Below are 17,457 nucleotides of genomic sequence, written 5' to 3'. Positions count from 1 at the left end.
CCGGGACTCAGCCGCCGGACAGGCGCCGGTGCCAGGTGAGCGCGGAGGTGTCGGTGAGCGAGGCGATCTGGTCGACGACCACCCGCAGCCGCCCGGCGTCGGTCTCCGCCCTGGTGAAGGCGGGACGCAGCGCGGGCTCCAGGGTGAGCGGCGCGCCGAGCATGATCAGGTGGGCGAGATCACGGACGATCTCACGCTGCCTGGCCTGGTTGGCGCTGTGCGCGTCGCTGGTCATCACGTAGTGCGCGGTCAGCCCCTTCAGCAGGGCGCATTCGAGGCGGGTGCGCCGGGGGACGACCAGGTTGGCGCCGTGGCGCCCCGCGGCCTCGCCGTACGCCTCGCGGGTCGCCTCCTGCGCGGAGCGGCACAGGTGGCCGATGAGGGAGCTGGTGAGCGCCTTGGTCGCGACGAGGTCGGCGAGTGTGCCGTCGAAGTGCCGGGGCCACAGCGGCAGGGCGAACAGCCCGCCGAGGACGTCGTCGAGCTCCGCGGGCTCGGCGTCGGGAGCGTACCAGGCACGGGTCGTCGCGCAGACGCCCCCGCGCTCCGCCGGGTCGCGCAGCACCTGCGGTATGACGGCGCCGGAGTGCAGGGCGTCCTCCAGGTCGTGCACCGAGTAGGCGACGTCGTCGGCCCAGTCCATGATCTGGGCCTCGAAGCTGACGCTGCCCTCGGGGGCGCCCCGCCTGATCCACTCGAAGACCGCCATGTCCTCGGGGTAGGCGCAGTACTTGGGACTTCGCTCCCTGGTCCAGGGATACTTGGTCGCGGCGTCCAGGCAGGCTCGGGTGAGGTTGAGCCCGGCGCTGCGGCCGTCCTCGGTGAGGACCTTGGCCTCAAGACGGGTCAGCAGGCGCAGGCTCTGCGCGTTCCCCTCGAACCCGCCGCACCCGGCGGCCAGTTCGTTGAGGGCGGTCTCCCCGTTGTGCCCGAACGGCGGATGCCCCAGGTCGTGGGCCAGGCACGCGGTCTCGACCAGGTCGGGGTCCCTGCGCAGGGCCTGGCCCATCTCCCTGCCGATCTGCGCGCACTCCAGGGAGTGGGTCAGCCGGGTGCGCGGGATGTGCTGCCCGCTGCCGAGCGTCTCCGCCGGTCCGACCACCTGGGTCTTGGCGGCGAGCCTGCGCAGCCCCGCACTGTGCAGCACCCGCGCCCGATCGCGTTCGAACGGGCTTCGTTCGGGGTTGCCGGGCGGTTCCGGCACCCATCTGGCCTGGTCATGCTCGTCATAAGCGTGCATAAGTGCAGTGATTTTATCCAGGAAAGGTGCCACCTATGCGAAACGTCGTGGAAACACCTGGTGACTCCTGGAAACCCCGGCCTCCTCCAGGGAGGCCGGGGCGCACGATCCGTCAGCGGGTGTCCGAACCCGTGCTCACCAGGGCCGCGCGGCCCGCCTCAAGACGGGCGACGGGGATGCGGAACGGCGAGCAGGACACGTAGTCGAGCCCCACCTGGTGGCAGAAGTGGATGGAGTCCGGGTCGCCGCCGTGCTCGCCGCAGATGCCGAGCTTGAGGTCGGGCCTGGTCGCGCGTCCCTCCTCCGCCGCGATCCGCACGAGCCTGCCGACTCCGTCGCGGTCCAGCGACTCGAACGGCGAGACGCCGAAGACGCCGAGCTCCAGGTACTTGGAGAAGAACGCCGCCTCCACGTCGTCCCGGGAGAAGGCCCAGGTCATCTGGGTCAGGTCGTTGGTGCCGAAGGAGAAGAACTCCGCGGCCTCGGCGATCTGCGCCGCGGTCAGCGCCGCCCTGGGCACCTCGATCATCGTGCCGACCAGCGCCTCGACACCGACCTCGGCCAGGATCCGCCGCGCCTCGTCCCTGACGTGCTCCAGCTCCTGGACCGCGCCGACCAGCGGGATCATGATCTCGGCGCGGGCGCCCTCCACGGCCTTGGCGGCCTCGGCGATCGCCCTGACCTGCATGGCGAACAGGCCGGGGATGACCAGGCCGAGCCGTACACCGCGCAGGCCGAGCATGGGGTTCTGCTCGTGCAGGCGCTTGACGGCGGCCAGCACCCTGCGGTCCTTCTCCTCGGCCTGGTCCCCGGCGAGGGCCACCTTGACCGACAGCTCGGTGTAGTCGGGCAGGAACTCGTGCAGCGGCGGGTCGATCAGCCGGATCGTGACGGGCAGGCCCGCCATCGCCTGGAAGATCTCCACGAAGTCCGCCTTCTGCAGCGGTTCGAGGGCCGCCAGCGCCCGGTCACGCTCCTCCTCCGAGGAGGCCAGGACGAGGTCCTCGACCAGCTGCCTGCGGTCCCCGAGGAACATGTGCTCGGTACGGCACAGCCCGATGCCCTCGGCTCCGAACCTGCGGGCACGGGAGGCGTCCTCGGCGTTGTCGGCGTTGGCCCGCACCTTCAGCCGCCTGGCGGCGTCGGCGTGGGTCATGATGCGGTGCACCGCCGCGACCAGCTCGTCGTCCTGGTCGGTCGCGCCCTCGAAGTACTCGACGACCGGGGAGGGGACGACGGGCACCTCGCCGAGGTAGACCGCGCCGCTCGACCCGTCGATGGAGATGACGTCCCCCTCGGAGACCACGACGCCGCCGGGGGCGGTGAACCTGCGCTCCTTGGTGGAGACCTCAAGCTCCTCCGCGCCGCACACGCAGGTCTTGCCCATGCCCCGGGCGACGACCGCGGCGTGGGAGGTCTTGCCTCCCCGGCTGGTGAGCACGCCCTGGGCGGCGATCATGCCCGCCAGGTCGTCGGGGTTGGTCTCGCGGCGGACCAGGATGACGGCCTCTCCCGCCGCGGCCAGCTCGACGGCCCGCGCGGAGGAGAAGACGGCCTTGCCGACGGCGGCGCCGGGCGAGGCGTTCATCCCGGTGGTGATCCTGGCGCTCTTCGCGTCGCCGTCGAAGCGCGGGAACATCAGCTGGGCCAGCTGGGCGCCGTTCACCCGGGTCACGGCCTCGTCAAGGTCGATCAGGCCCTGGTCGACCAGCTGTACGGCGATGCGGAAGGCCGCCCCCGCCGTCCGCTTGCCCACCCGGGTCTGCAGCATCCACAGCTTGCCGCGCTCGACCGTGAACTCGATGTCGCACAGGTCGCGGTAGTGGTTCTCCAGCGTCTCCATGATCTTCATGAGCTCGTCGTAGACGGACTTGTCGATGCGCTCCAGATCCTGCAGCGGCATGGTGTTGCGGATGCCCGCGACCACGTCCTCACCCTGGGCGTTCTGCAGGTAGTCGCCGTAGACGCCCTGGTGGCCGCTGCCGGGGTCGCGGGTGAAGGCGACGCCGGTGCCCGAGTCCATGCCGCAGTTGCCGAACACCATCGAGCACACGTTGACGGCCGTGCCCAGGTCGGCGGGGATGCGCTCCTGACGGCGGTAGAGGACGGCGCGCGGGGCGTTCCACGACTCGAAAACCGCCATCACGGCCATGCGCATCTGCTCGTGTGGGTCGGCGGGGAAGTCCTGGCCGGTCTGCTCGCGGACGATGCCCTTGTAGGTCTCGACCAGGCGCTGGAAGTCGGCGGCCTCAAGCTCCAGGTCGTCACGGCCGTTCTTGAGCTCCTCCAGGGCCTCGTCGAACAGTTCACCGTCGATGCCCTGGACGGTCTTGCCGAACATCTGGATGAGGCGCCGGTAGGAGTCCCAGGCGAAACGCTCATTGCCCCCCGCCTGCTTGACCAGGCCGTGCACGGACTGGTCGTTGAGCCCGATGTTCAGGACGGTCTCCATCATGCCCGGCATGGAGAACTTGGCCCCGGAGCGCACGCTGACCAGCAGGGGGTCGTCGGCCTGGCCGAGACGCCTGCCCATCCGGCCCTCCAGCGCGGCCAGGTGCCGGGAGATCTCCTCCTCCAGCCCCTCGGGGAGCCCGCCGTCCTCAAGGAAACGGCGGCACGCGTCGGTGGTGATGGTGAAGCCGGGGGGCACCGGCAACCCGAGATTGGTCATCTCGGCCAGATTGGCCCCCTTACCGCCGAGCAGATCCTTGAGATCTTTGTTGCCCTCGGTGAAGTCGTAAACGTACTTGGGCACGGTTGCTCCTTCTGCGACTTCAAATGACGTGTGGTCCCGCCTTGGTTGGACTCTACCGACGCAGAAGAAGACGAAACGCCACCCACCCCACGAAAGAGCGTTTGCCCAGGTAGAAGGCTACATGGCGGTCTAATCCAATTTAAATGAGCAGCAAAGCCGCAGTGATATGGACCACCCCAAGAATTGGTATAAACCAATTGGTATAAACCAATTGTCTCAGCATTCAAACGCGTTCACGGAGGGTTCAACCCATGCTGTATGGGGTACGGAACGGCCTTCCCGCGCATCCGATGTAACGCGCGTCACACACGCTCCCGGGGTCACACGGGAAACGACCGGGTCCCGATTGTCGAAGATCTCCTGGCTCACCCCGGCTTCGCATGGGATTGTCACCTTTGTGATGAGTAGTGGCGAAGCGAGGAACGACCACCCCTGGGCCAGGCCGGACAGCCGCGAGGAGGAACGACAGACGGCCAGGCCGCCGTGGGAGGCGGGACGGCCCGGCTGGGCGGCCCGCGCCGGGGAGCAGGCCGGCCCTCCGAAGCGGGCCGTGCGGACGGGACGCCGTACGAGAAGGGTCCTCGCCTGGGTCCTGACGGGAACGCTCGCGCTGGCCGCCCTGCTCGCCGGCCTGGCCGTTCTCGTGCCGCGTCTGCTGTCACGCCCCGGGCCGGGCGTCCTGGCCTCCTCAGGCCCGGCCTCCGCCGAACGGTCACAGGAGCCCGGCGCCGTCACCTACATCGACGACGTCCGGCTCGGCACCTGCGTCAACGAGGTCTCCGACAGCACGACCTCCGACAAGAACAGCGGAATCCTGCCCCTGGTGAGCTGTTCGGCACCGCACGACGGCGAGGTGCTGGCCAGGTTCCTGTTACCCCCCGGGATCTGGCCGGGCGAGGCGAAGGTGCGGGAGACGGCCGCGCGGGGGTGCCGGGGACGGCTTGAGCCGCTCTTCGAGAACAGTCCCGCCGGAGACCGGCTGGCCACGCTGGCCTTCGTCCCGTTACGGGAGGAGTGGCCGGAGGACCGGCTCGTGGTCTGCGTCGCCGTGCATCAGGGGGTCGCGCCTCTGGTCGGGCCGGTCGTCCCGGGCGGCTCCGGGCCTCATGACGCCGACCCCCCGCGGACACAGACGGCCCCCGCTCCCGTGGTCGCCGGGGCGGGGGCCGGGTGGGTCAGTCGTTGAGGTGCTGACGGAGGTAGGCGTCGACCTTGTCGAGGGCCACGCGCTCCTGGGTCATCGAGTCGCGCTCGCGGATGGTCACCGCGTGGTCCTCAAGGGTGTCGAAGTCGACCGTGACGCAGAACGGCGTGCCGATCTCGTCCTGACGACGGTAGCGACGGCCGATGGCGCCCGCGTCGTCGAACTCGACGTTCCACCGGCGGCGCAGCTGGGCGGCCAGGTCCTTCGCCTTCGGCGACAGGTCGGCGTTGCGCGACAGCGGCAGCACCGCGACCTTGACCGGCGCGAGGCGGTGGTCGAGCCGCATGACCGTGCGCTTCTCCATGACGCCCTTGGCGTTGGGCGCCTCGTCCTCGGTGTAGGCGTCGATCAGGAAGGTGAGCGTGGCGCGGTCGACACCGGCGGCGGGCTCGATCACGTAGGGGACGTAGCGCTCGCCGGTCTCCTGCTCGAAGAAGCTCAGGTCCGTGCCGGAGGCCTTGCCGTGGGCCGTCAGGTCGAAGTCGGTGCGGTTGGCGATGCCCTCCAGCTCACCCCACTCGCCACCGGTGAAGTTGAAGCGGTACTCGATGTCGACGGTCCGCTTGGAGTAGTGGGAGAGCTTCTCCTTGGGGTGCTCGTACAGACGCAGGTTCTCCGGGGTGATGCCCAGGTCGGTGTACCAGCGGAAACGCTCGTCGATCCAGTACTGGTGCCACTCCTCGTCGCTGCCCGGCTTGACGAAGAACTCCATCTCCATCTGCTCGAACTCGCGGGTGCGGAAGATGAAGTTGCCGGGAGTGATCTCGTTGCGGAACGACTTGCCGATCTGGCCGATGCCGAACGGGATCTTCCTGCGCGCCGACTGCTGCACGTTGAGGTAGTTGATGAAGATGCCCTGCGCGGTCTCCGGGCGCAGGTAGGCCAGGCCGGACTCGTCCTCGACGGCGCCGAGGTAGGTCTTCAGCAGGCCGCTGAACTGCTTGGGCTGGGTGAAGGCGCCCTTGTTGCCGCAGTTGGGGCAGGTGATGTCGGCCAGGCCCTCGGCGGGCTGCTTGCCGTGCTTGTCGGCGTAGGCCTCCTCAAGGTGGTCGGCCCGGTAGCGCTTGTGGCACGACTGGCACTCGGTCAGCGGGTCGGTGAAGGTCTCCACGTGGCCGCTGGCCTGCCACACCTCGCGGGCGAGGATCACGCAGGAGTCAAGACCGACGACGTCGTCGCGGCCCTGCACCATGGTCTTCCACCACTGCCGCTTCACGTTGTTCTTGAGCTCCACCCCCAGTGGGCCGTAGTCCCAGGAGGCCCGGAGGCCACCGTAGATCTCGCTGGAGGGGTAGACGAGCCCACGTCGCTTGGCGAGGCTGACGATGGTGTCCATGATGTCCGTACGGCGTGCCATAAGGGAAAATCTCCATCCGGCTGGAGGTCGGCGAGGAATTGGTCGAGACCCCAGCTTAGGGGAGCCGCACCTGCGCCAGACGCGCATTGCCCCCACGCCGCCCGTGCGGCGGGTCCTACGGACGTTCGGCGTCCTCGAAGGCGCTGGGCTCGTTGAGCATCAGGGGCATCAGCGGGTACATCGCCATCCTGGCCGCGCCGAGCGCGCGCCGGTAGAACCCCGCCCCCTCCCACTCGCTGACCAGCGCCCACAACTCGGGCTCGTCCACCGACCTGACCACGCGCCCGCGCACGTATCCCGGCTGCCCCGCCAGGGTGTCGACGATGTCGTGCGCCTGGGCGAGGAACTCCCCGGTACGGCCTGCGGGCACCGAGTAGCGGATGAGAGCGAGCATCCGCCCAGAATGCCAGAGCCCGGCCCGCCGCCGCGCACCGGTGCGGGAGCTGCCGCCGGGAGGGGTCACGGCGTTAGGCTCGGGCCGTGGCCGAAAAACGCCGTGAGCGCCCCGCACACCCGATGGCCAGGCCCCGCCCCACCCGGGGCGCGGCGAGAGGCCCCCGTCCGCTGCCGCCCGGCGAGCAGTTCTTCACGCCCGGAGCCACGGGGCTGCGGCGCGAGGTCGAACGGCGCAGCGCGGCCCCGCTCGTCTTCCTCTTCCAGCTTCCCCGCTGGATCCTGCCGGTGGTCCTGGTGGCGTTGCTGCTGGCCGGGTTCGCCGTGCCGTCCTTCCTCGGCGGGATCGCGGTGCTGCCGGTGATCGGGTTCGTCGGCTGGCTGGCCTACATGTCGTGGCCCTCGCTCGGCGTCAGGGGGCGTGTCCTGCGCGTCGCCCTGCTGACCTTCCTGCTCCTGCTGGTCGCCGACAGATTCGGGGCGTTCTAGACGATTTTGACAACCATTTTCATTTACGCGCATACTGGTGAGCATGATGTCCGGCTCCTCCCGACGTATGCACATGCGCACAGCAAGTCTGCTCGCCGCTCTCACCGCCGTCCTCACCGTCACCACCGCCTGCGGCTCCGGCCAGGCAGGACCGGCCGGAGCACAGGGAGGCAAGACCGACATCACCGCGGCCATGTACCCCCTGCAGTGGCTGGCGGAGCGGATCGGCGGCCCCGACGCCACCGTCACCACCCTGACCAAACCCGGAGTCGAACCGCACGACCTCGAACTGTCCCCCGCCCAGGTCGCCGGCATCGAGGCGACCGGTCTCGTCGTCTACGTCAAGGACGTGCAGCCCGCGGTGGACGAGGCCGTCGAACAGCACGCGGCCGGGCGGGGCCTCGACGTCGCCTCCCTGGTCAAGACCATCCCCTCCTCGGCCGGGGAGCAGGGCGAGGGTGAGACGGGCGACGCCGCCCACGACCCGCACGTCTGGCTCGACCCCTCCCGGATGGCCGTGATCGCCACCAAGCTCGGCGACAGGCTCGCCGAGGCCGACCCGGCCCACGCCAAGGGCTACCGGGACCGGGCCGCCGCGACCGTCGCCGACCTCACCACCCTGGACGGTGAGATGTCACGGGGCCTGAGCGGGTGCTCCTCGACGGCGATCGTCACCAGTCACGCCGCGTTCGGCTACCTCGCCGACCGCTACAAGCTCCGCCAGATCGGGATCAACGGCATCGACCCGGAGGCCGAGCCCTCCCCCGCCCGGCTCGCCGAGGTGGCGAAAGTGGCCAAGCAGGAGAAAGTGACTACGATTTTCAGTGAGGCCCTCGTCAGCCCGAAGGTCGCCGAGGTCCTCTCCACGGAGATCGGCGCCAAGACGGCCGTCCTGGACCCGGTCGAAAGCCAGCCGGCGAACGGCGACTACCTGTCCGCCATGCGCCAGAACCTCAGTGCGCTCCAGACGGCGCTCGGCTGCTCGTAAAGGCGACACGTGACATCCATCGAAACGGTTTTCAGCATGAGCGGCGGCCAGGTCAGCCTGGACCGCCGCCCGGTGCTCCGGGGCGTCGACCTGACCATCGGAGCCGGTGAGGTGGTGGCCGTGCTGGGCGCGAACGGCTCGGGCAAGTCCACCCTCATCCGCGCCCTGCTCGGCCTCGTCCCCCTGTCCGGCGGCACCACCCTGCTGTACGGCACGCCGCCCGCCCGGTTCAGGCAGTGGTGGCGGATCGGGTACGTGCCCCAGCGGCTCTCGGTCGGCGGCGGCGTGCCCACCACCATCCGCGAGGTCGTCGCCTCCGGCAGGATCGCCAGGCAGCGGCGCCTGCGCCTGACCGGCGCCGCCGACAAAGAGGCGACCTCCAGGGCGCTACAGGCCGTCGGCATGGCCGACAGGGCGGGCGACCCGGTCCAGGCGCTGTCCGGCGGGCAGCAGCAGCGGGTGCTCATCGCCCGCGCCCTGGCGGGCGAGCCCGACACCTTCGTCATGGACGAGCCGACCGCGGGCGTCGACGCCCAGAGCCAGCAGCTGCTGGCCGACACCCTGACCTCCCTGGTCGCCCAGGGCAAGACGGTCCTGCTCGTCGCCCACGAACTCGGCCCGCTCGAACCGCTCATCACCCGGGCCGTCGTGCTCAGGAACGGATTCGTGTGCCACGACGGCGCGCCGCCCCACGCGGTCGGCGCGCACGCGCTGCCCGGCCACGACCACGTCCACCCGCATGAGGCGGGCAAACCGCTGAGCTCGCTCGACTGGAGACCGACGTCGTGATGGACCTTCTGCAGTACGAGTTCATGCAGCGGGCACTGATCGCCGCGCTGCTGGTCGGCCTCGCCGCCCCGGCCATCGGCACCTTCATCGTGCAGCGCAGGCTGGCCCTGCTCGGCGACGGCATCGGGCACGTCGCCCTCACCGGTGTCGCGCTCGGCTTCCTGACCGGCACCGCCCCCGTGCTGACCGCCGTCGTGGTCTCGGTGCTCGGCGCGGTGGCCATCGAGCTGGTCCGTGAGCGCGGCAGGACAGGCGGCGACGTGGCGCTCGCCCTGCTGTTCTACGGCGGCATCGCCGGAGGCGTGCTGCTCATCTCACTCGCCCCGGGAGGCAGCAACTCCAGCCTGCTGTACTACCTGTTCGGCTCGATCAGCAGCGTCAGCGTCGAGGACGTCTGGGTGATCGCCCTGCTCGCGGTCGCCGTCCTGGGCGTCGTCGTCTTCTTCGGCCGCGAGCTGTACGTGCTCTGCCAGGACGAGGAGGTCGCCAGGACGTCGGGCCTGCCGGTGCGTTTCCTGAGCCTGCTGATCGCCGTCACCGCGGCGCTGACCGTGGTCATCGCGATGCGCGTGGTCGGCCTGCTCCTGGTCAGCGCCCTGATGGTGGTCCCGGTCGCCACCAGCCAGCAACTCACCCGGGGCTTCAGGAGCACGATGCTGTTGTCCATGGTCTTCGGGATGGTTTCCACGGTCAGCGGGCTTACTTCCTCCTTTTATGTCAAGGTGCCATCGGGCGCCATCATTGTTGTCATAGCGCTCGGAGGGTTCGTCCTGGCCCTCGCGCTCGGTAGATTCGTACGCCGAAGCCGACCACAGGAGTCCAATCCATGAGCAGCAGACGCGATGCCGTCCATGACGTCCTCCGCCACAGCGAGGGCTTCCGAAGCGCGCAGGACGTCTACGCCGAGATGCGCGCCGAGGGCGCCAAGATAGGCCTGACGACCGTCTACCGGGCGTTGCAGGCCCTGGCCGACAGCGGCCACGTCGACATGCTCAGGACCGACGACGGTGAGTCCGTCTACCGCGCCTGCGCCAGCGGCGACCACCACCACCACCTCGTCTGCCGCCGCTGCGGCAGGACCGTCGAGGTCGCCGGGCCCGCGGTCGAGCGCTGGGCCGAGACGGTCGGGGCCGAGCACGGCTTCACCGACGTCACGCACACGGTCGAGGTCTTCGGCACCTGTGCCTCCTGCTCGACCGCCGCCAGGACGCACGCGGCGGTGAGTCACTCCTGACGACCGCCCCGGCCACGGCGTGGCTGACGTACCGTGAAAAGCCCCTCACGCCCGCGTTACGGGGGATAATCATCCGAGACGGCGAGTCGCCGGACGCGCCCTCCCACGCCGAAACCGCCATCCTCAGGAGTCAACATGCCATTCGGACATGACATGGTGCACTCACTCGCGACCGTGGTCGACCTCATCAACACCTCCCCCGCCACCGGAGGCCCCGACAGGCTGACCGACCTGCGGGAGCTCGGTGAGTTCGTGGAGCGCCACCAGGTCAGCGGTGTCGGTGAGCTCTGCTCCTCCGACCTGAACCAGGTGCGCGCGGCACGCGAGGCCTTCCACAAGGTCTTCACCGCCCCCGACCAGGCGACGGCGGTCATCCGGCTGAACACGCTGCTGAGCGGGACCCGCATCACCCCGCGGCTGACCGAGCATGACGGACACCCCCTGCACGTCCACTACTTCGCCCCCGGCGCCTCCGTCGGCGAACACCTGTCGGCCGACCTGGGGGTCGCGCTGGCCCACCTGCTCGTCGAAGGCGAGTGGGAACGGCTGCGCACCTGCTCCGCGCCCGACTGCGACAACGTCTTCGTGGACGAGTCACGCAACCGCTCCCGCGTGTACTGCGACAGCCGCACCTGCGGGAACCGGATGCATGTGGCGGCCTACCGGGCGCGCCGGCGGGCGTAGTTTTTTGCGACGCCTTCGGCGTCGCGGGCTTGGGCGCCTCCGGGTCGGTGCTTTCCCTCGTCACTGCGTCGCTGCGCTCCTGCGTTCCTCAGTCCAAGCACCGACGCGCCCAAGCCGAAACTCCTCACACTTGGGGCCGGTAAGGCACAAACCCGAACCCTTCACATGTGGCACCGGGGAAATTCGGGCCGGAGCTCTTCGCGGTCGGCGCCGGGTAGGTCCGGGGCGGAATTTCCGGGCGGCACTCTCCGGAATTACCCATTGACCAGGTAGGCAATAGGGGTAGTTTGGGTGTGGCGTTGCCGTGAAAACCGACAGGAGAGTTCATGAGTGTCACCGACGAGCTTCTCGCCAACGCGGAGCGTTATGCCGCGGCGTTCGACAAGGGAGACCTGCCGTTGCCTCCGGCGCGCCGTGTCGCCGTGCTGGCCTGCATGGACGCCAGGCTGAACCCCTACGGCCTGCTGGGGCTCACCGAGGGCGACGCGCACGTCATCCGCAACGCGGGCGGTGTGGTGACCGCGGACGAGCGGCGCAGCCTGGCCATCAGCCAGCGCCTGCTCGGCACGCGGGAGATCATCCTCATCCACCACACCGACTGCGGCATGCTCACCTTCACCGACGACGAGTTCAAGCGGCAGATCCAGGCCGAGGTCGGGACGAAGCCCGACTGGGCGCCCGAGGCCTTCCCCGACCTGGAGGAGGACGTCCTGCAGTCCGTCAACCGGATCAAGAACGACCCGTTCATCCCGCACACCGACTCGGTCCGCGGCTTCGTCTACGAGGTCGAGACGGGACGGCTGCGCGAGGTCAAGGCCTGACAGGACCGGGTCGCCCGCCCCTGACCCGGAAGGGGGCGGCCCCGGAACGCCGGTCTCAGGGGAGTGGGGCCTGCGCCACGGGGTTCGGCACGGCTCCGCCGTACCTTCTGTCACGCTTGGCGAACAGCTCGCACGCCTCCCAGAGGTCGCGACGGTCGAAGTCGGGCCACAGGCGGTTCAGGAAGACCATCTCCGCGTAGGCCATCTGCCAGATCAGGTAGTTGGAGGTGCGCTGCTCGCCGGAGGAACGCACGAACAGGTCGACGTCGGGGATGTCCGGCTCGTCGAGATATCTGGCGAAGGTCTCTTCTTTGACCTTGCCCGGCTTGACCCTGCCCGCGGCGATGTCCTCCGCCAGGCGCAGCGCCGCGTCCACGATCTCAGCCCGGCCCCCGTAGTTGACGCAGAACTGCAGGGTCAGCGTCGAGTTGCCCTCGGTCATCCGCTCGGCGTCCTGCAACTCCTTGATGACGCTCTTCCAGAGCCGTCCCGGACGACCCGCCCAGCGCACCCGCACCCCCATCGCGTTGAGCTCGTCCCTGCGGCGGCGGATCACGTCGCGGTTGAAGCCCATCAGGAACCGGATCTCGTCCGGCGAGCGCTTCCAGTTCTCCGTGGAGAAGGCGTAGGCGGACAGGTAGGGGATGCCCAGCTCGATCGCGCCCTCGATCACGTCGAACAGCGACGACTCACCGGCCTTGTGCCCCTCGGTGCGCGGCAGGCCGCGCTGCTTGGCCCACCTGCCGTTGCCGTCCATCACGATCGCCACGTGCCGGGGCACGAGGTCGCGGGGGATGGGCGGCGGGGTCGCTCCGGACGGATGAGGCACCGGGGGACGGACGTTCACGTGGCGGGTTCCCTTTCTGCGCGCTCCCGCTCCACATGCCGGAGCGAGCGTATGCCGTGTTCGAGGTGCCATTGAAGGTAGGCGGCGACCAGGCCGCTGCACTCGGTGCGGTGCCTGCTCTCCGAGGCGTCCGCGCTCCGCCAGTCGCCCTTGAGCAGGGCGACCATCAACGCGATGGTCTCCCCCGCCGGTACGGCGGCGCCCGCCGGGCGGCAGGCCCCGCACACCACGCCCCCGGCCACGATGGCGAACGCCCTGACCGAGGTCGTCCTGCACCGGGCGCACTCCTCCAGGGCGGGAGCGTAGCCCGCGACGGCCAGTGAGCGCAGGAAGTAGGCGTCGAGCACGAGCCTGGCCTCGTGCTCTCCGGAGCCCAGCGTGCGCAGGCCCCCGACCAGCAGCAGGAACTGCCGCAGGGCCGGTTCCTTCTCCGCCATGATCAGCCGGTCGGCGGTCTCCAGCATCGCGCTACCCGCCGTGTAGCGCGGATAGTCGGCCACGAAGGCCTCGCCGTACGGGCGGATGGTCTCGGCCTGGGTGATCACGTCGAGCGTGCGGCCGGTGTGGAGCTGGAGGTCCACGTGGGTGAAGGGCTCAAGGCGGGCGCCGAAGCGCGACATGGTCCGCCGCACACCCTTGGCGACGCCCCGGATCTTTCCGGTTCGCCTGGTCAGGACGGTGACGATGCGGTCTGCCTCGCCCAGCTTGTGCGTGCGCAGCACGATGCCCTCGTCACGGTACAGGCTCACCGGATCAGTCTAGATGGCACGGCGGCATGCCGGTCCAACCATGATCAACGGGAACGGAAGGATCACGAGTGCGTGTTGTTCACCTAAAACTCATTAAACTTTGGCCCCTGGCGAGTTCCCCATGCCATGTTTCACCCCATCCCTGTACGAAAGGGTGCCATGCCCCGCGTGGTCCTGCTGGGTTCTTCACCCGGCACCTCAACCGCTTTCGGCCAGCCGACGCCGCCCGCCGCGCTGACCCTGCCCGCGCTCCCCGGCTCCCCCACGGTGATCGGCAAGCTGCACGGACAGATCGCCTCCCTTGATCCCGCGCCGGTGACGATCGTCCGTTCCGGCGAGGCCGCGGTCCACCGGGGTCTTCCCGGCCGCCTCGTCGAGACCGCGAATCTCGCGGACGACCTGCGCGCCGTCGCCGACGCGGTCGAGGACGCGACGGAGAACCTGCTCATCCTCCCCGCGAACTCGCTGATCCACGACGAGCTGATCTACCAGATCACCAAGTCGAAACGCGGCGCGCTCGCTCTGATCACCAAGGAGCCCCGTGAGGAGGACGAGAACGGCGACTTCATCGTCCCCGACGTCCCGATCGACGAGGCGCTGCCGGAGATCGGCGACCGGAGCCTGGAGGGCCTGCCGGTCAGGGTGCGGGCGAGCAAGTCCCGGGTGATCTCGGTCGGCTCCGCCTTCCACGCGGTGACCCGTCCGAACTCCGTCCTGCTCGGCCCGCTGCACCTGCACCACAAACACGCGGCCACGCTGGCCGAGGCGGCCCGTGAGCTGGCCGACATGGCCCACCTGTTCGGCCCCGAGGACGACCTGGTCCAGCTCCTCGTCCTCGGCCTGGTACGGCGTGGCGTCTCGGTCGGCATCCGGGGCAGGCGCGACCTGTTCTTCCGCCGGCTGAACACCCCGGAGGAGGCCGTGCAGGCGGTCGCCGAGATGGCGGGGTTCGACGAGGACAGAGCCCGCCTGAACAACGCGGTCAAGGGCGCCGACGGCTTCTTCACCACCTACTTCGTCAGCACCTACTCGCGCTTCATCGCCCGCTGGGCGGCCAGGCGCGGGCTCACCCCGAACCAGGTCACACTGATCTCGATCGCGCTCGGCGTCGCGTCCGCGGCGTGTTTCGCGACCGGCGCGCGGCCCGGCATGATCGCGGGTGCCATCCTGATCTACTTCGCGTTCGTCTTCGACTGCGTGGACGGCCAGGTCGCGCGTTACGCCCGCAAGTTCGGCGTGCTCGGCGCCTGGCTCGACGCCACCTTCGACCGGTTCAAGGAGTACGTGGTCTTCGCCGGGCTCGCGATCGGCGCGGCCGTCTCCGGGGTCGGCGACGTGTGGACGCTGGCGCTGACCGCGATCGCCCTGCAGTCCGTCAAGCACCTGCTCGACTTCTCCTTCGGCGCGGCCAACCGGCGCAGGCCTCCCGCCCCGCTGCCCTCGATGCCGCTGTCGATCAGCCCGGACACCGAGCTGCGCGCGGCGCTGGAGCAGCGCAAGATCGCCCGTAGCGGCGGCATCCGCGGCCTGCTGAAGATGTGGAGCAAGGCCGGCAGGAACAGGGCCGTCTACTGGGCCCGCAAAATGGTCGTCTTCCCGATCGGCGAGCGCTTCGCCGCCATCGCGCTCGTCAGCGCCTTCTTCGACGCCAGGATCACCTTCATCACCCTGATCATCTGGGGCGGCGTCGCCACCGCCTACACGCTCACCGGACGCCTGATGAGGTCGCTCGCATGATCACCCAGCCGCAGACAACCCCCGCCCCCGACCCCTATCTGGAGCGGCTGCGCGTCCAGACCGCCCGGCTGCTCGCCTACCGCGACGACGGCCCGCTCGTCGCCGCGCTGCGCGGCCGGATCGGGCCCGGGCTGCCCCCGGTGCCCGGGGCGCTCGCCGCGCTCGTGGTGATCGTCGCGGTCGCGGTCGCCGGGGTGCTGACCCAGGGGCCGATCCTGCTCCTGCCCGCCCTGGTCATGCTGGTCCTGGTGCTGCCGACGGCCGCCCGTGACCACCTGGGCAAGCTCGACTGGCTGGTTCCCCCGCTGATCAGGGCGGCCGAGTTCCTGACGATCATCCTCGTCGGCCTGGCCGCCGACGTGCCCAAGTGGCTGCTGTTCGTGCTGCTCTACGTGGTCGGCTACCACACCTACGACACGGTCTACCGGACGCGGCAGAGCATCTGGCCGCCCGACTGGGTGTTCAAGGCCGGTCTCGGCTGGGAGCTGCGGCTGCTGGCGATCGGCGCGGGTGCCGCGTTCGGCGCCGCCACCTGGGTCGTCGCCGTGCTCACGCTGTACCTCGGCGTGCTGTTCGCCGTGGAGAGCGTGACGAGCTGGGTGCGTCTGGACAAGGCCTCCGCGCTGGCCCAGGCCTCCGACGACCTTGAGGCCTCCCCTGAGGAGGCCCTTGAGCAGACGACGGGCGAGGCCGAACCCGCCTGATCCCGCTTCTCCAGCGAGGGCCGCGACGCGCGTCGCGGCCCTCGTGCTGTGTTAGAAAGCAGCGTGGAACTGGACCGGTTGGATCGTGACATCATCGGGGCTCTCGTCGAGGACGCCCGCGCAACCTATGCCGAGATCGGGCAGCGGGTGGGCCTGTCCGCCTCGGCGGTCAAGCGCCGGGTCGACCGGTTGCGCGAGGTGGGGGCGATCACCGGGTTCACCGCCAGGGTCGAGCCCACGGCGCTCGGCTGGACCACCGAGGCCTATGTCGAACTGTTCTGCGCGGGCAAGACCTCGCCGTCGGAGATCGGGGTCGCCGTCACCCGGCATCCCGAGGTCGTCTCGGCGTGCACCATCACCGGTGAGGCGGACGCGCTGCTGCACATCAGGGCCACCGACGTGCGCCATGTGGAGCAGGTGATCGAGCGCATCGCCGCCGAGCCCTTCGTGGTCCGTACGAAGAGTTCCATCGTGCTCTCCCGGCTGATCGACGCCCCTCTGCTGACATCGCGCAACGAATCGCCGTTCCTCGCCTGAATCACGCAAGAGACCTGCGGCAACGCGCAAGATCAGGCTATTGGCCCCGAATATGCCCCGTTTCTAGGCTGGTGCCGTCTCCCACCACAACATCCTTTACGGGGTTCTCAATGACGAGGCGCTACCTCATGTGTCGGCCCGACCACTTCGCCGTCGAGTACGCGATCAACCCGTGGATGGACCCGGAGGCGGGCGCGGACCGTGAGGTCGCGATCCGCCAGTGGGAGGGGCTCAGGGGCGTCTACGAGGAGCTCGGCCACCGGGTCAGCCTGATCGACCCGGTGGAGGGCCTGCCCGACATGGTCTTCGCCGCCAACGGCGCCCTGGTCGTGGGCGGCCGGGTGTACGGCGCGCGTTTCACGCATCCCGAGCGGGCCGCGGAGGGCCCCGCCTATCTGGAGTGGTTCACCTCCAACGGCTACACCGCCGCGCGTGAGGCCGAGTTCACCAACGAGGGTGAGGGCGACTTCCTCACCCTCGACCATCTGGTGCTCGCGGGGACCGGGTTCCGCACGGAGGTGGCGGCGCACGGGGAGGCGCAGGAGTTCCTCGGCCGCCCGGTGGTCTCGCTGCGGCTGGTCGATCCCCGCTTCTACCACCTCGACACCGCGCTCTTCCCGCTGAACGGGCACAACGTGGCGTACTTCCCCGAGGCCTTCTCCCCGGGGAGCCAGGAGGTGCTCAGGAACCTGTTCCCCGACGCCGTCGTCGCCACCGAGGACGACGCCGTGGTGCTCGGCCTCAACGCGGTCAGCGACGGCACCCACGTGGTGATCAACGCCGAGGCGACCGGCCTGCAGCTGGAACTCAAGCGGCGCGGCTTCGAGGTCGTGCCGGTCGAGCTGGCCGAACTGCGCAAGGCGGGCGGAGGACCCAAGTGCTGCACCCTGGAAATTCGGGGATAAAGCAGACAGAAGGCAACAAAAGGC

General features: G+C 69.6%; 18 protein-coding genes. 12 read left to right on the top strand and 6 right to left on the bottom strand.

The features are described from left to right. Positions 1-7 precede the first annotated feature (7 nt). Together ACIBVQ_RS01365 and ppdK are read right to left on the bottom strand one after the other, a co-directional pair. Positions 8-1,240, bottom strand: coding sequence for a deoxyguanosinetriphosphate triphosphohydrolase (locus ACIBVQ_RS01365; RefSeq protein ID WP_399174923.1), 1,233 nt, complete (start codon positions 1,238-1,240; stop codon positions 8-10). A gap of 112 nt (positions 1,241-1,352) precedes the next feature. Then, complete coding sequence (gene ppdK / locus ACIBVQ_RS01360; protein WP_352008650.1) at positions 1,353-3,995, bottom strand: pyruvate, phosphate dikinase; 2,643 nt, start codon at positions 3,993-3,995, stop codon at positions 1,353-1,355. Positions 3,996-4,395: 400 nt separating this feature from the next. On the opposite strand from ppdK, the gene ACIBVQ_RS01355 reads away from it, so the two are divergent. After that, a complete protein-coding gene (locus ACIBVQ_RS01355) occupies positions 4,396-5,181 on the top strand; it encodes a hypothetical protein (protein ID WP_399174921.1) in 786 nt (261 codons plus the stop codon). Here ACIBVQ_RS01355 and ACIBVQ_RS01350 read toward each other — a convergent pair. Together ACIBVQ_RS01350 and ACIBVQ_RS01345 are read right to left on the bottom strand one after the other, a co-directional pair. Continuing rightward, positions 5,171-6,556 carry a glycine--tRNA ligase gene (locus ACIBVQ_RS01350; RefSeq protein WP_352008648.1) on the bottom strand — a complete coding sequence of 462 codons (1,386 nt, stop codon included), beginning with the start codon at positions 6,554-6,556 and terminating at the stop codon, positions 5,171-5,173. The genes ACIBVQ_RS01355 and ACIBVQ_RS01350 overlap by 11 nt on opposite strands. 115 nt (positions 6,557-6,671) lie before the next feature. After that, positions 6,672-6,950: an antibiotic biosynthesis monooxygenase family protein gene (locus ACIBVQ_RS01345; RefSeq protein WP_352008647.1), complete on the bottom strand. Its 279-nt coding sequence runs from the start codon at positions 6,948-6,950 to the stop codon at positions 6,672-6,674. Between the two features lie 86 nt (positions 6,951-7,036). Here ACIBVQ_RS01345 and ACIBVQ_RS01340 point away from each other — a divergent pair, with 86 nt between their 5' ends. From ACIBVQ_RS01340 to ACIBVQ_RS01310, 7 genes are all read left to right on the top strand, one after another. Then, a complete protein-coding gene (locus ACIBVQ_RS01340; protein ID WP_352008646.1) occupies positions 7,037-7,438 on the top strand; it encodes a DUF6703 family protein in 402 nt (133 codons plus the stop codon). Between the two features lie 73 nt (positions 7,439-7,511). Next, a complete protein-coding gene (locus tag ACIBVQ_RS01335; protein ID WP_399174919.1) occupies positions 7,512-8,426 on the top strand; it encodes a metal ABC transporter substrate-binding protein in 915 nt (304 codons plus the stop codon). A 36-nt stretch (positions 8,427-8,462) separates the two neighbouring features. Then, positions 8,463-9,215 (top strand): metal ABC transporter ATP-binding protein, encoded by a 753-nt coding sequence (locus ACIBVQ_RS01330; RefSeq protein ID WP_362910998.1) that lies wholly within the window; start codon positions 8,463-8,465, stop codon positions 9,213-9,215. Continuing rightward, positions 9,212-10,045: a metal ABC transporter permease gene (locus ACIBVQ_RS01325; protein WP_352008644.1), complete on the top strand. Its 834-nt coding sequence runs from the start codon at positions 9,212-9,214 to the stop codon at positions 10,043-10,045. Before ACIBVQ_RS01330 ends, ACIBVQ_RS01325 begins: the two co-directional genes overlap by 4 nt. Further along, the gene (locus ACIBVQ_RS01320; RefSeq protein ID WP_352008643.1) at positions 10,042-10,449 is read left to right on the top strand and encodes a transcriptional repressor; all 408 of its coding nucleotides are present in this window, start codon (positions 10,042-10,044) and stop codon (positions 10,447-10,449) included. Before ACIBVQ_RS01325 ends, ACIBVQ_RS01320 begins: the two co-directional genes overlap by 4 nt. Before the next feature lie 135 nt (positions 10,450-10,584). Continuing rightward, positions 10,585-11,133 carry a CGNR zinc finger domain-containing protein gene (locus tag ACIBVQ_RS01315; protein ID WP_352008642.1) on the top strand — a complete coding sequence of 183 codons (549 nt, stop codon included), beginning with the start codon at positions 10,585-10,587 and terminating at the stop codon, positions 11,131-11,133. Positions 11,134-11,459: 326 nt separating this feature from the next. After that, complete coding sequence (locus ACIBVQ_RS01310; protein ID WP_390043600.1) at positions 11,460-11,954, top strand: beta-class carbonic anhydrase; 495 nt, start codon at positions 11,460-11,462, stop codon at positions 11,952-11,954. A 55-nt stretch (positions 11,955-12,009) separates the two neighbouring features. Here the strand turns inward: ACIBVQ_RS01310 and ACIBVQ_RS01305 are convergent, their stop codons facing one another. Continuing rightward, a complete protein-coding gene (locus tag ACIBVQ_RS01305; RefSeq protein WP_352008638.1) occupies positions 12,010-12,801 on the bottom strand; it encodes an isoprenyl transferase in 792 nt (263 codons plus the stop codon). Next, the gene (gene recO / locus ACIBVQ_RS01300) at positions 12,798-13,550 is read right to left on the bottom strand and encodes a DNA repair protein RecO (protein WP_352008637.1); all 753 of its coding nucleotides are present in this window, start codon (positions 13,548-13,550) and stop codon (positions 12,798-12,800) included. The genes ACIBVQ_RS01305 and recO overlap by 4 nt, the downstream gene beginning before the upstream one ends. A 159-nt stretch (positions 13,551-13,709) precedes the next feature. Between recO and ACIBVQ_RS01295 the strand changes: the two genes are divergently transcribed. The 4 genes from ACIBVQ_RS01295 to ddaH all read left to right on the top strand — a co-directional run bounded on the left by ACIBVQ_RS01295 (position 13,710) and on the right by ddaH (position 17,433). Next, complete coding sequence (locus ACIBVQ_RS01295; protein ID WP_352008636.1) at positions 13,710-15,287, top strand: CDP-alcohol phosphatidyltransferase family protein; 1,578 nt, start codon at positions 13,710-13,712, stop codon at positions 15,285-15,287. Then, on the top strand, positions 15,284-15,991 hold the full coding sequence (locus tag ACIBVQ_RS01290; RefSeq protein WP_352008635.1) for a DUF5941 domain-containing protein: 708 nt from the start codon (positions 15,284-15,286) through the stop codon (positions 15,989-15,991). Before ACIBVQ_RS01295 ends, ACIBVQ_RS01290 begins: the two co-directional genes overlap by 4 nt. Positions 15,992-16,054: 63 nt before the next feature. Continuing rightward, positions 16,055-16,528 carry an Lrp/AsnC family transcriptional regulator gene (locus ACIBVQ_RS01285; protein ID WP_352008634.1) on the top strand — a complete coding sequence of 158 codons (474 nt, stop codon included), beginning with the start codon at positions 16,055-16,057 and terminating at the stop codon, positions 16,526-16,528. Positions 16,529-16,638: 110 nt separating this feature from the next. Continuing rightward, positions 16,639-17,433, top strand: coding sequence for a dimethylargininase (gene ddaH / locus ACIBVQ_RS01280; RefSeq protein ID WP_399174913.1), 795 nt, complete (start codon positions 16,639-16,641; stop codon positions 17,431-17,433). The last annotated feature ends 24 nt before the right edge of the window (positions 17,434-17,457 follow it).

The organism is Streptosporangium sp. NPDC049376 (assembly GCF_044466505.1).
Lineage (GTDB): Bacteria > Actinomycetota > Actinomycetes > Streptosporangiales > Streptosporangiaceae > Streptosporangium.
Note: the sequence above shows the minus strand (reverse complement) of the source record. Positions and strands in the feature narration are given on the sequence as shown.